The organism is Halococcoides cellulosivorans, assembly GCF_003058365.1.
Lineage (GTDB): Archaea > Halobacteriota > Halobacteria > Halobacteriales > Haloarculaceae > Halococcoides > Halococcoides cellulosivorans.
This window is the reverse complement of the sequence record NZ_CP028858.1, coordinates 2,639,692-2,658,639: the sequence shown is the minus strand read 5'-3', so window position 1 is coordinate 2,658,639 and position 18,948 is coordinate 2,639,692. Positions and strand designations below refer to the sequence as shown.

Below are 18,948 nucleotides of genomic sequence, written 5' to 3'. Positions count from 1 at the left end.
AAAAATAGGTACGTCATCTTGAGGCTTCTCCCCACCTGCTATATCCGTCCAATCGATGCGCGAATGAGTTTGATTCGTTGCTCTGACGGTCCCTCAACGGACACTAATTCCTCGTCCGTGGCAGTTTGGAGATCACTCAACGTCTCGAACCCGGCCGCGGAGAATGCCTCAGCAGCAGCCGAAGAAACGCCTCTGACGTCAGCGACGGGAGTATCCGCGAGCTCGTTCTCAGCTTGCGTATTTTCGGGCTGCTTTTTGACGGACTGACTGGTGTCTCTGTTTTCCTGATCCTCAGTGAACGACTGTTCCGGGGGCATTGAAGCGAACTCCTCGAGAAGGGCCTTTGCGCGCCGAAGCTCTGCCTGTGATTCGACGAGGACAGGGAGTGGAGTCTCGCTATCCGGTGCCAGCGGTACGTACCACGTATCCAGATTTGCGAACCTATCGCCGATCAACGCTAACACGGCTGACGGTGGCTGTGTGACGGTCACCGTCTCAAACTCGGTAATCCGCTTTCCGTCGCCATAGAATTCTCGATAGTCGTCGATATCGACGGCCTCGCTCGCAGCTAACTGGGAGCCATACCCGACCGACTGTTCACCGAACCCCTCTTCATTCAATATTCTCTTGACTAACCTTACCCACTGTTGGAACGGGTCTTCGTGGTCAATCTCGCTCAGACCGATGTTCTGCAGTCCGCGGTGGATAATCCCGAGGCTGCGGAAGGCATCGTAGTGTTCGGCTAGGGGTGAGAGCGGGGTTTGGTTATCGTTCTCTCTGTCATCCTCGTCTTGCTGCTGGTCGTCTGTTGAAACCATCTCCTGGCTTGGTGTAGTGACGCCGTAGGCAGCTGAGAACCAGTCTGTCTCAACGGCAGGTTTGTCTAGAGGTGTCTCTTGGATTGCCGCTGCGTAAGCGGCCTCAATGACTGTCCCCCTTGCGTCAAGTCTGAGACTGTCAGCACCGAGCCGTTCCAACGCTGCAACGTCTTTCGAGACAGTATTATTGACTCTTACAGTCGGCGATTTAAGGATCCCATCAGTATCCGGCTCAATGACTTGTCCAAAGAATTCCGAGACGGTCTGGACGAATGACTCGCCGTCGGGCTCAACGGCAGTGTCCCTGGGTTGTACCCCCATAACGTGGTAGAAATCCACGGTATCCTTGCTTCCCGCGTCCCTGAGTAATCGTCCTAGCCGCTGTACCAGTGTTGCGTTGACGCCACTCCCCGGCTTGGCGATGTTGATGCCGACTTCGACAGAGTGGATGTCGTTCCCCTGTCCGATACGGTTTCCAGGCCCAATGAGAACCTTCTCTTCTGTCTCAGCCTCGTCAAACTCCCGAATGGTCGACGCGTGCTCTTCGGCTGACCCTCCAGCTTCGAGCCGTTCGACGACTCGATCGTCACTCCCATCGTAGAGCTGTTGCCACAGCGCTTTTGTTTCCCCATATGTCCGTGTCAGCACCAATGTCGGTCGTTTCTCCGCTAGCGAGCGTTCAGCTTCGGTAACGATAGCGTCGAGGTCGGCCGACAGGTTTAGCCGGTCGAGGGTTCGGTCAGAAAGGCCTTTGGCCAGTGACTCAAGCCACTCGGTCGGGGCTGTTTCACCGCCACCAACTTCTCGCAGCTGGTTCGCAAGTGCAGTCCCGGACGTATACTTTCCTGCGATGGCTTCACACGTCTCCTCTTCCAGTTCTGGAGCCACTGATGCCACCGCCGACCGCTCAACATGAAGTTTTCCTTCCTCATATGTTATCATTTCCTGGATGCGGTCAGAAGTTGTGCGCAACCGGTCCAGCGCATCGCTCTCAATGACGTCCGTAAACCACAGCGTCCATTCGAAGTCCGGGATAACGCCGTCCGCCAGTGCGAGTTCGTGAGTGTACCGATAGAGGACAGGAAAATTCTTGTTAGCCCGACGAACGGTCAATTTAAATGGCTCCGTAACACTTCCTGTAAGCGCTAAAACTGGACATACGGAATCGACGAAGGATACGAGGTTATCTCCCCACCCAGACTTCGAACCATAGTTGTGTACCTCGTCGAAGATGGCGAGTCCGTAGTCGGCCGGGTCAAGGTCGTCGAGGCTTCCTGCAGACCTGATTTCAATCTCCATTCGTGGAAGCTGGATACCTCGATTCGTGACCCGGGTAAACTCCTCTGGCGTGTGACAGTGCTCTTGGAATAGCCGGGACCACTGGATCCCAAGGAGATCGTCTGTCGTGACAATGAGGACGTTATTTGGACGCTGGCTGTCTGGTTCGGGAACAGCGCCATCGAAAATGTCTTCGAGCCGGTGCTGGTCCGCGGGATGCAACGAACCACTATCAACGGTGTGAGCCACCGCCGCTAGACCGAGAACTGTCTTTCCAGTTGCTGTCGCCATATCAACGTAGCCGTTCGACCCGTGGTGTAGCCACAGCGCAAGGCTCTCGAGCTGATGGTCCCACAGCTCGGTCGACAAATCTAGCGATGCAAGCTCTTTTGCGAGTGTTGATGGGTTATCAGTGTCCGGTACTGCGTCCGATACGACGTCAGCAAGTTCCGGTGCCGAAGTCAGTTCGGCAACCAGCTCCCGTGGTGTCTCCGTGTCTGGTCGGAGTTGGCTGGCCAAATCAGCTCGACTTCCACTTGACTGTCGTTGAATTGTGCGGGTTAGCAGGCGAGATAAGATCTCGCCTGCCGGTATCTCATCTCTATTTACGTCGGCAAGTCCGCCTCGCAACTCCTGAAACTCCACGAGCAACGCTCCGATATCGAAGGTATCTGGCAGTGCTGTTTCCCGAGTTCTGTCTCCCGTGAGTGCTGCGATTCCCTCAAGATAATAGTCTCGGGCCTTGTCTTCCACGTCCCATCCGTCGGATAATAATTGCTGGTTGTCTATGTTGCCAACGACGTATTCGCCCTCTGAGACCCGCTTTGCGATGTAGTCGATTTTTCGCGGCCACTCGGCCTTGTCGTAATCCGAGAGCTCCGACGATTTGAATATCGGACTGTTGTCAACGAAATCATCCCAATTGCTCCCTCCTGTCATTGTGGGTCTTTATCAAACCGATGGTGTTGATTTTTGATTGTATCCGTCCTCTCTGGATATCGCGGAGGCGTGGAAATATCCACTATTCCTATCCTGATGAGCTACCTCAACACACATAAATGGATGTCCTGTTCTGATTTAATGTTACTACTCCGACGGAAATATAACGATCAAATTATAGTGTGCGTCCATTTATATTGGCTATATAACCATTTTACGGCACCGCCAAACGGTAAAATATTCGTTTAGTGGTTGGGAGCGGGTCATCGCCTCCATACCCAAATTTTTCGTTATTCTGTAGTAACTCGCAAATAGTAATGGGTTTTGTGATTCTGGCGTATTGTTCGACGCTCTTTGTCTGGGTTTCAGGCGATTAAGGTCGAGTCAAGTGGCAGTGACTGTTCCTTAGGGATCATACCCAAAACATAAACCAGAGTGATCTCAACAACTACCCATGGCAGTACTGCTGGTACAGAGTTGCTCAAAAAGCAAAGCTGAGACAGAAGCCCGTCTACCGGCGCTCGATTTGTACTCTGGGTACTTCTTTAAAATTATAAAAAAGTCTATGCGTGAGGGAGAGTTTGATGAGCAGATAGACATTGCAATACTCTCAGCGGAACATGGCTTGGTTACGGGTAGCACTGAGATAGGATGGTATGATAGACGAATGGACGCCAAGCGAGCTGCGGAGTTGGCCCCAGAAGTCAAAACTGGCCTTCGCGAACGGGCTGATTCCTACGAGAATATCGTCATCAACACTGGTTCAATTTATCAGCAAGCTATCGAACCCGTTCCTTCAGAGATAAAATCAGATGTTTACCGTATCGAAGGGGACGGAATCGGTGAGAAAGGAAGTGTTCTCAAACGTCTTGTTCGAGGTAAGTTGGACTTGGATAGTGCGACTAATCTCGTAAAATACTCCTCGTAAGGATGAGCAGAACTTCAGTGAAACCAAATGTCGAGTTTGCAGTGGAGGAGATGACGGGTGATGCCCGAGCTGGAACTCTTCTTATTGACGGGAGGACCCTTGAGACGCCAAATCTCTTTCCGGTGATGAACTTCTATGCTGGTGGAACCGAGAATAGCGTCTATGGCGGCGGTATTCATCGGACGCTCAAGGAGTTCATGATCGGTGCAGATCGAGTCGATGACGTGAACGCCGGAGAGTATTTTGATGGCTCGATGATGTCTGTCTCGTCGCTCACCGACTACAATATCAGTCGCGAGCGATATGAGGATTATCTCGCAAAACCAATCAAGGAGCGCGATCTCTTCACTCAATATGATGGTCTCATCTTTATCGACTCCGGAGGATTCAAATTCCTGAATAATGACGGTATTGACGGGAGCGACTTTGAAGTCGAAATGAACCAGCGTGCAGTCTACGAGATCCAGAGTGCAATGGGTGGTGATATTATTGTGAATCTCGATTATCCTATCGCACCGGATGATTCACATGCAGATCGTGTGGAGAAAGCTCGAAAGACAGCAGAGAACATTCACACGTTCCTGAGTGTTTCGAGAGAGTTTGAAGGCGCCAAGTATCTGACCCTCCAAGGCTATAACTATTCGATGATGTCGGAGTTCCTTGAGGTGATTACCGATAGTGTCCCTGAGGGTGTTCTCCGTGAGGGGTTTGACGGCATCGCGCTAGGAGGGCTCGTTCCAAAGAAGGACGACCGAGACGCACTCATCAAAGCTGTGACTGATTGCCGTGAGGTGATGGCGGAGTGGGATATCGATCATTGGCCGCTACACGTCCTCGGCATTTCGAGCGGTGCAGCCCCAATCCTCGCTGCAATCGGTGTTGATACGTTCGACTCGAGCACACACATTCATAGTGCTATCAACGGCAAGTACTACAAATCAGTCACCGAGCCCATCAATATCGAGGATGTTGATTTCTCCGATTGTGACTGTCCAGTCTGCCAGTCTGACCTGCTCGTTGAGCGCATGAAAGGAAACGCGGAGTATAAGAAGGATATCGCAGGTCCAATTGCGATGCATAATTTGATAGTAGCAAAACACGAGATAGCAGCAGTCCGTGAACGGATTCAGACAGGCGACACTGATGCGTTAATCGACTATTTAGAAGAGACTTTTAGCCACGATCAAACCATGCGACGATTCGCGCACAAAGTTGTCAACCAGTCCCTTGGAGGGTACTTCTAATGAAGAAAGCACCAAAAGTAAACGAAGTTAACGAGTTTTTAGAAATTGCGAGCGACTTCGAGGATCCTCTCGAAGTCATCAGGGAATCGCTATCGAACGCCTACGACGCGAACGCAACAGCGGTCGATATCTCCATCAAGGATTGTCCTGATGGGTCTGACATCATCATTGAGGACGACGGCCATGGTATGAACGAGCGCGATCTTGAGTCGTTCTTCGATTTGGGGAACTCTCAAAAGACGGATTCTATTGGCTACAAAGGTCACGGCACGAAAATATTCTATAAGAGCGACCGGATTGAGGTAACGACGGTCCACGACGGGGACTCATATCGCGCTGTGATGGATGACCCCTGGGAGAAGCTAAATCATAAGGAACTCCCCAAATATGAACTAACTGAGCGGGATGTCCGGCCAGGAAACCCTGGGACAAAAATCAAAATATCCAACTTTCGGTCAGGACAAGGTTTCGACGCTGAGTCACTAACCTACAATAAGATAGAGCACTATCTCAAGTGGAAGACGATCGCTGGATCGACTGCCCACTTCTTTGATGACGGGCTACGGGAGATGGAAATCTCGGTCACTTTGGACGATCAGATCGACGATACCCGTGACGAACTAGTTACCAACAACAAATTCGAGTTCCCGGACGAACAGCTGGACCCTGATGATGGGGAGTTCCCGGCTGAACGAATGTGCAAGCACTATCCGGGGCGGGAACTCTCAGTTGAGTTTGACGGTGGTGAGACAACAATCCAAATCGTCGGGATGGTCGGTGGGAAGGAAACTCGGGATGAGCTTCCAACGTATGGGCGACACTCAGCCCAGTTCGGAATTTGGCTAGCGAAAGATCACATCAAGGTCGAACGGTACAATGAAGCTATTTCGCACGACAATGAATACCTTCACTTCTTTTTCGTTGCCAACTGCCAGGACATCGAACTTTCAGCGAACCGTGAGACGATCAGGAACAAGTCTAGCCCAGTATTTCGGGCCATCCGGCAGGAGTTAGAATACTATCTCTCAAAGGTGACGCAGGACCCGTGGTTCAAGTCCTATCTGGAAACCCGGAAAGAGGGTGAACAGAAGCGTAAGGCAGCCAAACAGCAGTCCTCGCTCAAAATGCGCCGCGAGACCATCAAGGCGAATGGCTTCCAACCGGTGAACAGCGCTGAAGTACTCATAGCTCTGGAACGCGCTAAGACACAGTCTTCGATTACAGTCGAGGACTTTGACCCAGCTGCCGATATCCACGCTATCGTCAGGCAGAACGGACATCTGCGGAACGCCGTTGTGGGTCCGACACTGACTGAACTTCTTAATGACGATGTGCTCCTCACAAATATTGACCTTGCAATCTGTTGGAACCACGGCGATCCAGCGGAACTCTCCGAGTACGAACGTCATGGGTATCTCAACGGTGAGGTCGAGATGGATCTGTCAGACGGTGGGTTCACCTATCGGGATGAGGGGAGCCACAATATTGACGTTATTGAGGTTGCACCGTTATTGAAGCCCCAAGAGCCAGCAGTTGCCGACGACTAATAGATATCCTTTTGGCTCCGATGCTGTTTGTATCTTTAGTATTTGGGGTGGGGGGAGGAGGGGAGGGGTGGAAAACTCCCAAAGACACAGACCAGGCTAGTTTATTACGAGGGTGTGGTTAAGTATATATCCCGAAGATGTTACCGCGAACCGCCATAGCCTTCTCACTTCACAATTTATGTATGGCGAGCAGTTGCGTATAGTAGACGCCCTTAGTGAGCAGTCAAATAGCTCTGTCTGGACGACACCAATCAAAATACGATGACTGAAACATCAGATACTGACTCGGGTATTGGACCAGCTGCACTGGTGGCGGGAATAGGGAGTCTTCTATTTAGTGCCGTGTTGTTCCTTGGGTCCACTGCTCTTCTGACCGGATTTCCGACACTATCATTCTCCTTAGTGGCATACGCTCAGGGGTTCACGTACGCAGTGTGGGGCTGTTTAATTCTCGGGGCCGGACTCGGAACGGCGCTGGCTACGACGTTGACAATTCAACGCTGGAATCCGGAAGGGGAAGATGTACAAACAGGTATCTGGAGAAAATTTGCCACTACGTTTCTTACGGTCTCGATGCTAATTACGACACTCAGTTTTCTTCGACTGATCTCTTCATTAGTAATTATATCTACTGTTATCTTACTCACTGTTGTAGGACCTTTTGTATTTTTAGCGGGATTGGTAAAAAGGAACAAAACATGGATTGGGCTCAGTCTCTTCGGACTGATTTTTTGGGTTGGGACAGCCTGGTTAGCGGGATTTTACGATGAAGTACTGACAATCGGCCATACTAATATATTTATGAATATGATAATTACCGCTATGATTATTGGGGTATATCCGCTGGTGAGCCTGCAGAATACTGTTGATGAGGGGCTAGACGAAGAGAATGGTACAGAAGTCTACGAACAGGTGGGTGAAACGACCGAATCGTCCGACGCCTTACCACCGAGGAGTCTCTTCACGGACCTCCCTGATGTGACTGAAGCGCATTCTCAAGCGCTGTTCAATGCCGGATTCACTTCTGTTGATGAACTAAAGGAAGCAGAGCGTGAGGAGATTGCCAATGCGTTTGAGTCTGTTCCTATTTCCCCTGGGCCATCGGGTGTCTTGTCTGCTGTCGAAGGCGAAGACGCGACACCAGACACCATGGAAACCGCTGATTCGACAAGATCTCGTGAGGATGCTGAACCCAATGAAGCTGCTTCGGCTACACCGACTGATGCATCTCACAATTGTAGTGTCGGCACCCCATCGCTAGCCGACGATGAATCCAACAGTACGGCTACCAAATCAGAACTCCTCACTGCTCTCAAAGAGTTGGACTCTGGACGGGGCTATCCACTTTCAACAACGATGCGGTCCGAGGGTGCGTATACCCCTCGGGACTATTATGATGAATTTGGTTCGTGGGATGATGCACTAGCGGCGGCAGATATCGATAAAGAGGACCGGTTGCTCGATGAAATTCGGCGCGTTGCCGATATCGTTGGTCACCCACCGACGACGACGGAAATGGACGAACATAGTGTCCATTCTTCTGGGATATATGTGTCCCACTTCTCGAGTTGGAATGCTGCACTCTGGACTGCTGATCTCTCCGATATGGCGGTAGAATCACAATCCGATGAGATCCAGGATAAACTGAACAAAACACAAGCCAAATCCAAAACAGTCTCCCGCAAAGAGTTGACGTTGGCTGTCCAGGACATCACTGAGACGGTAGATGGATACCCCGATATCGATGATATCGATACCGCTACCGACTACTCCAGCCAGCAGGTTATGAACACCTTTGGATCATGGCATGCAGCGCTTGAAGCTGCTGATATCGATGTGGAGTCTTGTCTTGTCCGTGAGCTTCGTCGTGTCTCTGACGAATTAGGCCATCGACCTTCAGAAGATGAAATGAGCAAGCATGGAAACGCTGATTCATCAGACTTTACTAAGTACTTCAAGAGCTATGAAGCCGCCCTTCAGGAGGTTTTTGAGACGACTGATACAGAACCATCGACAGGGGAAGACATGTCTTCGTTGATAACATTAGATCATATCACGGACAACAGTCGCCTCAATGAGCCGATTCCGGTCATGCTCAAAAGGTCCGCTGATTCCCCGAGCGAAGAGAAAGAGGCGAGCTTTGAAGTCGAAGATATCGACGGGGACACTGCCTGGTTCAATGTATGGACGACACACGACGTGGACTGTGAATGGGAGCTTGGTCGTTGGTACCTGTTAGACCAAGCTCGGGGGAAGGCTTGGACAACAAATGGCGGTACTCAGAAATGCGCATTGAGTTCGACGAGAGATATGAGTATTACAGATCTTGGGACTGCCCACCCCACTTCTGAGGCTATCGCTTCTCCAGAGAAAGAAAATTCGGGAGAAACCCCTTCAGATACGAATAGGGATGCTACTGAGGATGCCGATACTGAAACTAAAGACGACGTCATTGAAGCGGATTGGGATTTGATAGATGGCGATCAGATGCACGAAAATGTAGACGGAAGTCTAGATATCGTTTCACAGCCGGAATTCGCAGATTTATCGCAGCTGAAACGCGATATCCTGTATGTCATATCTGGACTGGATGACCCGAAGGGCCTTGAAATCAAAGACGAGCTTAGCACATATTATGACGAAGAAATCAACCATGGTCGACTCTATCCAAATTTGGATGACCTCGCAGAGGCAGGTTTCGTCGATAAGTTCAAAGTTAATGGCCGGTCGAACGGGTACCGACTCACAACTGGTGGGCGAAATCTCATGGAGTCCCGCCGTCGGTGGGAACAGACGAAATTGGCGCGTCTATCTGTAGATACATCTGACTCTGAGGAATCTACCGTCAAGCCAAGACAGACATCGCCGGGTGATGACTCTGAGGAATCTACCGTCAAGCCAAGACAGACATCGCCGGGTGATGACTCTGAGGAATCGATGGCTGATGACGATGCTTCAGATATCATCGCGGAAAACAACATCTTGGATGAGCTGACGGACGAGTTTGAGGATATCTGAGTGGTTGAGCGGGGAGCCGGCTTCTTCTCCACTGAGTAGTATCCATGCCGATACCGAATGGATTGGGATCGGATGACCTGTCGATTATCTCCCAGGGATGGTTAATCACGGTACCCAGTATACACTGCGACTTTGGTTGACGTCGACAGTTCGTCCACTTCACTGGTGTCAACCACAAACTCGGCATCTGGCTCATGGCCGGAGACCAGGGACTGATACAGCTGCTTCCAGGCTTTCTGTTGCTCGTACTTCCGTGGATCACTGTTTACTGCCCGAAACAGCGACTTCGAGACGAGGATAAACAGCTTCTGCTTCATGCGACTCGCACCAACATTGAACCGATTAGCGTCCAGCAGGAACTCGCCAATCTGATTGACATACCCTTGATTTCCAGCGGTCATCGACAGCGTCATCACGTCTCGCTCGGCTCCCTGGAACCGCTCAACGGTGTCTACCGTCAGGTCAAATTGGTTTTGTAATCGTCGGCGCATCAGCCGGAACGGAACGACGATGCCTCCTGTGATTTCCTCGTCCTCTGGATTGGCTTGAACGACCGGCAGCGGTTGCAGGAGTTGCTCAAGCAGGTGGGCCTCCAGCGGACTATCCTTGGTAAACACGTTGTCGTCGTGTAGCAGTAGGGTGACGCGGGGCTCTGGGTCGAGTGCACACCTAAGCCACTCCGGCTGCTCGGACGTCCGAACATCTGGCATTCGTTCTGCCGATGTCCCGGACTGGAGATCTATGTCGTCCCGGTAATAGAATAGATCCGTAACGAACTGTGCCATCGCTGGCGGGAGTCGGTACGTCGTCTGGAGTCTGTCCATCGGCAGGACTGATTGTTTGTCTGCCCAGGTCGGTGCCTCACGCTCCAGTCGTTCGAATGCACTCTCTTCCTCGCCGCGCAGAAAGCGAACGAAGTCAAGTGCCGAGACGGATGGGGTATTCTCTTCAATCGTCTGGCGGTCCTCGGTCTCCCAATCGTGTTTTTGGATGGGCTGCATCTGCCGGTGATCGCCCACGAGGAGCAACTGCTTGTTACGACCGAGGAAGGCACCAAGCAGGAACAAGAGCGGTAAGTCCATCATGCTCCCCTCGTCGACGAGCGCGAAGTCAAAAAGTCTCGCTTGGCCCCGTTGCATGAGTTCTTCGGCCGATTCAGCATCTGCGATAACGTCTGAAGCACTGTTAATCAAATTCCGCAAGGTGACTGGGGCTGCGAACACCAGCAGCGGGACTGCTCCGTCTCCTTCAAGATGCTGCTCTAATAGCCGATTCAGCTCGTCCCGGTCGTCGTAGTAATTGAAATCTTGAACATTATGTGGAAGGTCGCTGGACCCATTTCCCGACCGAACGCGAATCATCTTCACGTCCCGGGCGTACCCCTCGGCAGACAGTGCCTGTTGCGCCGTTCCGACGGCGTCGGCAATTTCGTCGACAGCAGTATTTGAGTGTGCGGATGCAATTCCCGCGAATCCAGGCCCTGCCGCGTAAGCACGCGAAAGTATGGCCGGTGCAGATGCGTACTGTGTCTTTCCGGTTCCTGGGGGTCCTTGTAGTGCTGCGACTGTGTGGTTAAGACGAGTCACGAAAGACTGCTGGTCTTGATTCGCAGATTCCGGCATCGCCATGTCAAATGCCTCGATAAATTTGTTAATCGCTTTCCGATCAAACAGTGGCGCTGGTGTCTCTAGCGCGTCCGAGATCTCGTCATCGTACACATCCACAAGCCGGTTGTGGACGTCGTTTTCCTGGGCTTGAGACAATGCCTGATGGGCACGGTGCCCGACGAAGTCGTCGAGGGCCGTGTCCACGACGAACGTCATGCCTTCGTCAATGAACTGGCGACCATATTCGTCGTCGCTATCGGTCGTCCATCCAACGTGGTTTGGTTTGAACGTCTCTCGAGACATATTGTATCGCCAGTTCAGTGAGACGCGGATAGTCCCTTCCGCGGGGTCAAGTGCTGTGAGAACACCGAGCACTTGGTGTTTGATTTTGACTGGGTCGTCGACGGCCTCGGTGAGTCTCCCGTTCTGTGAGCTGACCAGTGGCGTCAGAACGACGAAGTTGCCTACTTCGAGGCTCGGTTGGCTATCAGGTTGGAGTCCGTCGTTCCGTCCCGGCGTGAGCGAGCGAAGGATTGATCCTTTCACCGAGTTCCGCTGCTCATCTTCATCGGCTGATTCGACCGGTGGGACCGTCACTTCGAAAGGGATTGCTGATCCTTCACCGACTCGCTCTGGGAGCGGTGTTCGGTACGTTTGTTCAAGTTGGCGTCGTTGTGCCCCGTATTCGAGATTCTGATACTCGAGGCAGGTCGACTGAAGCTCGGATTCGCCAAGGGAGTTGGCCGACAGATCTCTGAGGTTTAATGGATTCTTCTCAATGGTGGCATCCTTATCGCGAATGCATCGTTCGATGTGTTCGTACGCTTCGCAAATCGCTTGGACGCCGTCCTCAATATCGTCGAAAGTGATCTGGGGGGAGTTCTCATCGGTATGGTGGCGGTACCGGATGATTTGCTCCCGTACCTCCTTATCATCCGCAATCTCAGGTCGGAGAAGGTCGAATTCCTTAGAGGCATAGATGTATTCCAAGGGAAGGACTTCTTGATGACGTCCGACGACCGGGTAGCTGCTCTGGATCATATGGTCATCAGGAATCTGTAGTCCATCGTCGAACCCGAGGCTAATTCTATCATCAAGTATATTGTATTCAGCTCCAATCTCCCAGAACCCCGCCGCAAATGTCTCCTTGAGTGGTGTTTTTGAGCTATCTCGTGGCCCCTCCCAATCCAGTTCGGAGTTCCTCCCCCAGAACTGTGCGGCCGTTTGGACAATTCCAAGTCCGGGATATCGTAACGCGTGTCGGTCCCGGAACTCCTCCTGGAGGATGCTGACCACAGACTGGTCGATAGCTTCGCGATAGCCCAACAGGGTTCGGAGGGAACGGGCTGCTTCGGAGTCGGTATGCCGTTTAACTGCCTCTACGAGCCACTTCCGTTGTGAATCGCCGTAAGGATAGAGATGAATGAAGCCCTCGGTTGGGTCGTAGTCATCTGTGGTGAGGTCTGGACGTACCTTCTGAATCGCCACCGAGAGCTTCTGGAAAAAGTCCTCGATTAGTCTCTGTTCTTCTTCGTCTTTGGCGTCAGTGTCGTTGGGGTGTCCCTCTGGACGTGCAGCCACGAAGAGTCCATCGTCATGGGACTGCTCGTAGTGCGTCGATGTGACTTTCGCGGCGAGGAATACAATTCTGTTCCGGACGATATCATGTTGGACATATGGGTACACCCGGACCAGCGATTGTCTCGGATAGCTGAGGTTGAATCCGGATGGTGGGTCGTCATCGGGGAGATTCCGACCGGTCCCGATAAGATAGTCTCCCCAAGGGCCAGCATCAGCGCTTTGGTTCCACTCTGTATTGTATTCTGGGCTAATCTCGCGGAGGAACCGGTGGGCGATTTGTGCGATGTTGCGTAGGTTCGAGACGTCTGTCTCACGTGTGATGCGAGAGACGAGATCTGGATCCGTTGGCTGTGGGTGTGCGTGTGAGGTTGCTCGTCGGTCCCTCGTATTCGTCGGCCAATCATAAAGTGTTGCCAGATCATGGAGGTCGTTTACGCCGAGTTCGGCCAACGACTGCTGAACGCCTTCTGTCAACCCAAGTAGTGAGAGCTGTTTGGTCCTTACCGAGTGTGCAACACATCGAATCTGCTTAGAACACCCGTCACATCTCCCATCGATCCGGTACGTCGGTGGATCTCCACTTGAACGCATATCTCCATCCTCAAGAAGGATATCGTCGACTGTACCGCCCGCTTCGAGCAGTAGTTGAACGTCGTTTTGGCGAGTCTGTAAGTCGAACGTACTTAGCCGGCTGGGTTCGAGACCAGCAGTGCTCGTCACGATCGATGCCAGATCGTTGTATTCTGGATCTTGCGATACAATACTGGCCGAAACCTGAATGTTGGATTCTTCTAGTAGGCACTCGAACAGGAGCGCATAGGTTGCAGCTTGGAGCTGATGGTGGGTTTGGACAGCACTCGAGGATTTGACTTCGATGACTCGCAGCTCGACGCTTGCACCAGCCCTTGATGCGCCGGAGGAAGCGATGACGACGTCTGCAGCACCGTGGACGGGCCACGATCCGATGGTGCCGGCTAGTGGTGGTTGGAAGAAGACGACTGGTCGCGACCGTTCACCGGATGCTAGCTCCTCGATGAGTCCGCTGATCCGGTCAATGTCAGTCGTCTGATTGCCGGCCCAGGTTTCGTCGAACGGTAAGACGCTATCGGAGTCTCCAACGCTGTAAACGTCGGCTTCCAGAAGGCGTCGTACCTGACTCTCCTCAAACTTCTCGCCTGTAGCAGCAAGTAATGGGCTGAGCGGGACATCAGTTAGCTCAGCGAAATCCTCGTCGACGTATCGATGATAGAGATACATTGGGCACTGCTGTAGTTTATAGAACTGAGCGATCGCACTCGGGCTGAGCGTATCACGTGGTTCGGGGGAGGGACTCATAGGAAGATGGGGTTATTTTTCCAGAGGGTAAACGCCTTTTTAATTGTTATCACGAAAACCTGAGCTGTACCGTGGTCAGGAGTACGTGCCACAAGGAAGTTACTCGTGGATACGTTGATCGAACGGGCGAAAACACGAGGACTTAATCATTCCACTCGGTCAGATTGGTGTTGTTCTGTGGGGGTTCGACGTCGAGAAATTCAACAACGTTTTGATAAAGAATCCGTTGATGCTCGAATACCGTCTGTTTTGTGTCATCACTGTGCCCAGCCAGCTTTATTTTGTCGAGCATACGCAGTAAGTGCTCTAACTTTTGTTTGGATCGATTGTATGGATCTGCCCGAAACTCTAATTCATCCTTGGTTACCAATTCCAGGGTTCCGTCTGGGTCATCTACGGATATCTCTGTCTCGGCACTTGACGCTCCCACGTCTGCATCGAAATTCAAGTAGGGACGATATTCAGCGAGTAGTTTCTCCTCTGCGCGGTTCGTCTCCTCTGTGCTCCACCAGTCGACGAAAGAAATATCCCAAATGTCCAATCGTCCATAGCTCACCACGCTGGAGTCCTGTCGGATGAAATGTTGTCTGAGACGGCTTCGCAACTTACTACTGCGGCCTGCATAGGCTGGTTCACCGTCCAGGTCAAACATGCAATACACACCAGGTGTTCCAGTAGGAATTGACCGTAGCTCTTCGGATATCATTGGGTAGCCTATGGTAGCAACTCCTTTCAATTGTAACGGTTCTTCTCACTCTACTCCAGTAGAGGACGATTTTATTGTGTTCGTGTATGGTCATTTCCCCCGACGTTCTGACGTAATATATTCGCGTTATATCTGCCGGCGGTGGTCGACGCGGTATGCGACCATCATATCTAAGTAATACCCCGATATTATCGTTCTTGTGCGCGACCGCAAGCTTACAGAGAGTGATGATCCCATCCAAACAGCCGGGAAGCGGACGCTAGAAGTTGGGCGGGACCGGCCGATCCGGATTAGCGCAGGACACCGGATCCGTCACCACGTAGGGAAGTGTTCCCGTCCACACGGCCACAACTACAAGATCAATGTAGAGGTGACCGGTGAACTCACCGAAGACGGATGGGTCGTCGACAAGGGCGATATTACTTCAATAATATTCGAGTGGGATCATCAGTTTCTGCTGGAGAAGGGCGATCCCCTGATTGAGGCGTTCGAAGAGAGTGGAGATGGAGATGCTGTTATCATCCTCGACTACCCACCGACAGCCGAAATAATGAGTGCGGTTCTCGAAGAACGGATGTTGGAGACATTTCCTGAAACCGTCTCGGAGGTTTCGGTGACGGTACGGGAGACTGATGAACTCTGTGCGAGATAACAATGCTGGTCAACGCTGAAAACATCGAGATACCTGATGGTGAGCCACGGCGTTCCGGAAACTCTCTTCCGATCAATGAGCTCTTTTATTCGCTGCAAGGAGAGGGGATTCTCGCTGGAGTGCCGACAGTCTTTGTTCGTACGAGCGGCTGCAACCTCCGCTGTTGGTTCTGTGACTCTTATTACACGTCTTGGGAGCCAAATCATTCGTGGATGGAGATTGAAGGTGTCGTTGACGAGGTACAATCGCACGACGCGGACCACGTCGTTCTTACGGGTGGTGAGCCTCTACTGCACGAAAATAGCGTCCGCCTTCTTGACGAACTGAACAAATCTGGGTACCACATAACAGTCGAGACAAATGGAACCATCTATCGGGATGCCCCTATCGACCTCGTGAGCATCAGTCCGAAGCTGGCAAGCAGCACGCCGACCGAAAAGAAGGACCCGCAAGGGGATGGAGAGTGGGCGAGTCGTCATGAAAATAATCGGATCAATCTCGAGGCCCTCGCTTCTCTCGTGGATGACCACGAGTTCCAATTGAAATTCGTCATCACGGATCGCAACGACATGGTTGAAATTGAGGAACTACTGGGGGAAATACGAGCGGCAACGACCTCCAGGATTGCTGATTCTGCTGTTCTTCTCATGCCCGAGGGAATGACGAGAGAGCAGTTAGACGAGACACGCAAAATAGTCGCCGAGTTGGCGATGGAGTATGGCTATCGATATACGCCGCGGCTTCACGTCGACTTGTGGAACGATGAACCAGGAACATGATTGAGAAATCTCGATTGAGCGGTGAGCAATACGTGATTCAGAGCGCAGTCACGGTACAGGACCGAAAACAACTCTCCCCACACAGATGATTGATTCAAAACGCGCCGTAATTCTTGTCTCCGGTGGAATGGACAGTGCAACTGCAGTCTACGAAGCGATGGACCGTGGATACGAACCATATCTTTTCCACACTTCCTACGGTCAACAGACGGAGTCCACAGAACGTGAGTGTGCGAAAGTGCTGGCCGAAGAAGTTGACGCGGCGGATTTCTTGCACATTGAAACTGAATACCTCGCCACTATCGGGACGTCGAGTCTCACGGACGATTCGATTGATGTCGAGGATGCAGACTTAGAGAGTGACGAAATCCCGACTTCGTACGTTCCGTTCCGGAACGCGAACCTGCTCGCGATGGCTACGTCGTACGCAGAAGCCAATGACTGCTCAGCGGTGTTTATTGGCGCGCATAGTGAGGATTTTTCTGGATACCCGGACTGTCGGCCAGCGTTTTTCGACGCCTTCCAATCTGTGATCGATACGGGGACGAAGCCGGAAACCGAGATCGAACTCATCGCGCCCTTTGTGGAGTGGTCAAAAACCGATATCGCCGAACGAGGGGTGGAAATGGATGTTCCCTACGAACTCACGTGGAGTTGCTATCGCGAGTCATCACCTGCGTGTGGCACCTGCGATGCGTGTGCATTCAGATTACAAGCGTTCCAACGGATCGACGTGAACGATCCGATCGAATACGAGCAGCGACCGGAGTACGTTGACGAGTAGATTGCAAAACGACGAGGTTGTTTGTGAGCCCCAATGGGTGGGGCTCCATCAATGAAGAAAGAGCTTAAACTCATCGACGCAGACGGATCAGAGATTCAGTTGATCGGATCGAAACACCCAGATTGGGAGCAGCTCAGTGATCCATGTCCAGAATGTGGAAGCAGTGAATTCCGTCACTTTACGGCTGAAGGAGGACGATACGGTATCGACTGCGACGTGGTAAAACTGAGAAGTGATTACTGGAACTCGAAACGCTCCTTACTAACCCAATGTCTGAGCTGTAAAGCAGTACTACAGCGCCATCCCGCTTTTGACCTGTTGTATGAGCTTGAGAGTCAGTGAGTCAATCTGGCACCCTTATCTCGATGACGAGTCCCAAAATCGTCAACCCAAATCCGGTAACGTTTTTATAGGTTCCGGGATTAGGGTAGACACAGATGATCACCAGGGCCGGCCTCGTAGTCCTTGACGCGCTGCGCACCGGCCGAGAGGCGACGCCAACAGATCTGGCGTCAGAAACCACGTATTCCCGGGACCATCTATACGAGGTCCTCGATGAACTGCTCGAAGCGGGCATTCTCACTGAACGCCGTGGCCCCAATAATCAGCGGCGAGTTTCCCTCGCTGACCATCCGATCGTCGAGGCCTACCGGACGCTGTACGCGGAACTCGGCCACGTGGAGTGGGTGGACCTCTTGTCACCGGCCACACTCCGGGTGTGCTGGTATCTCGACGAACCACGCCGGGTCTCCGAGATCGCTGATCGACTTGGGCTCTCTCGCCAGGGTGTTCACAAGGCGCTGTCTCCCCTCAAGGATCGTGCAATGTTGTCTCCGTCCGGCCCGGAGTACGCGTTGCAGGAAGATCTCTCACCGCTGTTGGCGTTTGCCCGTGCTGTCGTGGCCCACAACCACCGGTCGCGAGTTCGAGCACTCGCTCCAAGCGCGACTGTCGAATGGTGCGATCCGAAGCGAGCACTCGTCCGGGTCCAGACGAGTGAAGATACAGAGGCACTCGAGACAGCCGCCGACTGGGACCTGACCGGACTCGCTCGGTTCGCGGAGTACGGACTACAGTTCTTCCTCGCAGGTGAACCTGCGTTCTGGTATGCACCCGAGGAGGACCTCACACCCGCCGACGTGGTGTGTCATACGCTCGTCCTCGGCAGTGGATCCCGCCGCGTCAGCTATACTATGCTCTTGATCGAGCAGCTGGATATTGACGAGGAGACGCTGACCGAGACTGCACACTGGTACGGTTTGGAGCGGTCGGTCACTGCGATGTATCGATCACTTCAGGGTGAGTTCGACGATCCGGATGAGGCTGCTGTTGTCCTCCCGAGTGAATCAGAGTTCACGGCGCTCAAGAACCAATACGGAGTTTCGTGAATCCTCCGCGAGCGGCCGAACGGGTACTCACCCACGACGCGATTTTGCAGTCGGAAATCGAACTGATCGCCGACGAGGCCGGCGGCGACACCCGCGTCGCGGTCGCGCCGCTCAAACTCGCCGCGCGACAGGCCGATCGGGATAACGCCGAGTAGATCGCTACCGACCACGTCACAGTCCGTTCCGGACGCCCACGAGGAACTCCACCAGAAGAATTTGGATGCGCTGTCGGACCATCAGCGTGTGATCGACGAGATGATCGAAGAGCACGAATCGGTCGCACCGAGTGATCTGAATACGGAGTACTGGTCTCGCGTCGCGAACCCGAAATCCGATCGAACCGT

At 52.5% G+C, this 18,948-nt stretch carries 12 protein-coding genes; 9 read left to right on the top strand and 3 right to left on the bottom strand.

Going from position 1 to position 18,948, the window contains the following annotated elements:
* Window positions 1–38: 38 nt before the first annotated feature.
* Window positions 39–3,035 (bottom strand): DEAD/DEAH box helicase, encoded by a 2,997-nt coding sequence (locus tag HARCEL1_RS12910; protein ID WP_108383965.1) that lies wholly within the window; start codon window positions 3,033–3,035, stop codon window positions 39–41.
* A gap of 454 nt (window positions 3,036–3,489) precedes the next feature.
* Here HARCEL1_RS12910 and HARCEL1_RS13560 point away from each other — a divergent pair, with 454 nt between their 5' ends.
* The 4 genes from HARCEL1_RS13560 to HARCEL1_RS13915 all read left to right on the top strand — a co-directional run bounded on the left by HARCEL1_RS13560 (window position 3,490) and on the right by HARCEL1_RS13915 (window position 9,772).
* Window positions 3,490–3,963: a DUF6884 domain-containing protein gene (locus HARCEL1_RS13560; protein ID WP_159077157.1), complete on the top strand. Its 474-nt coding sequence runs from the start codon at window positions 3,490–3,492 to the stop codon at window positions 3,961–3,963.
* A gap of 2 nt (window positions 3,964–3,965) precedes the next feature.
* Window positions 3,966–5,207: a tRNA-guanine transglycosylase gene (locus HARCEL1_RS12905; protein WP_233357358.1), complete on the top strand. Its 1,242-nt coding sequence runs from the start codon at window positions 3,966–3,968 to the stop codon at window positions 5,205–5,207.
* Window positions 5,207–6,754, top strand: coding sequence for an ATP-binding protein (locus HARCEL1_RS12900; RefSeq protein ID WP_108383964.1), 1,548 nt, complete (start codon window positions 5,207–5,209; stop codon window positions 6,752–6,754). The genes HARCEL1_RS12905 and HARCEL1_RS12900 overlap by 1 nt, the downstream gene beginning before the upstream one ends.
* Window positions 6,755–7,015: 261 nt before the next feature.
* Window positions 7,016–9,772: a homing endonuclease associated repeat-containing protein gene (locus HARCEL1_RS13915; RefSeq protein WP_325047897.1), complete on the top strand. Its 2,757-nt coding sequence runs from the start codon at window positions 7,016–7,018 to the stop codon at window positions 9,770–9,772.
* A 101-nt stretch (window positions 9,773–9,873) separates the two neighbouring features.
* Here the strand turns inward: HARCEL1_RS13915 and HARCEL1_RS12890 are convergent, their stop codons facing one another.
* Together HARCEL1_RS12890 and HARCEL1_RS12885 are read right to left on the bottom strand one after the other, a co-directional pair.
* Window positions 9,874–14,217 carry a bifunctional RecB family nuclease/DEAD/DEAH box helicase gene (locus HARCEL1_RS12890; RefSeq protein ID WP_159077156.1) on the bottom strand — a complete coding sequence of 1,448 codons (4,344 nt, stop codon included), beginning with the start codon at window positions 14,215–14,217 and terminating at the stop codon, window positions 9,874–9,876.
* Between the two features lie 220 nt (window positions 14,218–14,437).
* On the bottom strand, window positions 14,438–14,947 hold the full coding sequence (locus tag HARCEL1_RS12885) for a GIY-YIG nuclease family protein (protein ID WP_159077155.1): 510 nt from the start codon (window positions 14,945–14,947) through the stop codon (window positions 14,438–14,440).
* 253 nt (window positions 14,948–15,200) lie between these two features.
* Between HARCEL1_RS12885 and HARCEL1_RS12880 the strand changes: the two genes are divergently transcribed.
* The 5 genes from HARCEL1_RS12880 to HARCEL1_RS13555 all read left to right on the top strand — a co-directional run bounded on the left by HARCEL1_RS12880 (window position 15,201) and on the right by HARCEL1_RS13555 (window position 18,759).
* Window positions 15,201–15,653: a 6-pyruvoyl trahydropterin synthase family protein gene (locus tag HARCEL1_RS12880; RefSeq protein ID WP_108383961.1), complete on the top strand. Its 453-nt coding sequence runs from the start codon at window positions 15,201–15,203 to the stop codon at window positions 15,651–15,653.
* A gap of 2 nt (window positions 15,654–15,655) precedes the next feature.
* Entirely contained in the window at window positions 15,656–16,432 is a 777-nt protein-coding gene (locus HARCEL1_RS12875) for a 7-carboxy-7-deazaguanine synthase QueE (protein WP_108383960.1), read from the top strand.
* 85 nt (window positions 16,433–16,517) lie between these two features.
* Entirely contained in the window at window positions 16,518–17,216 is a 699-nt protein-coding gene (queC, locus tag HARCEL1_RS12870) for a 7-cyano-7-deazaguanine synthase QueC (protein WP_174182935.1), read from the top strand.
* 437 nt (window positions 17,217–17,653) lie between these two features.
* Window positions 17,654–18,604, top strand: coding sequence for a helix-turn-helix domain-containing protein (locus HARCEL1_RS12865; protein WP_108383959.1), 951 nt, complete (start codon window positions 17,654–17,656; stop codon window positions 18,602–18,604).
* Entirely contained in the window at window positions 18,601–18,759 is a 159-nt protein-coding gene (locus HARCEL1_RS13555; RefSeq protein ID WP_159077154.1) for a hypothetical protein, read from the top strand. The genes HARCEL1_RS12865 and HARCEL1_RS13555 overlap by 4 nt, the downstream gene beginning before the upstream one ends.
* Window positions 18,760–18,948: the final 189 nt, after the last annotated feature.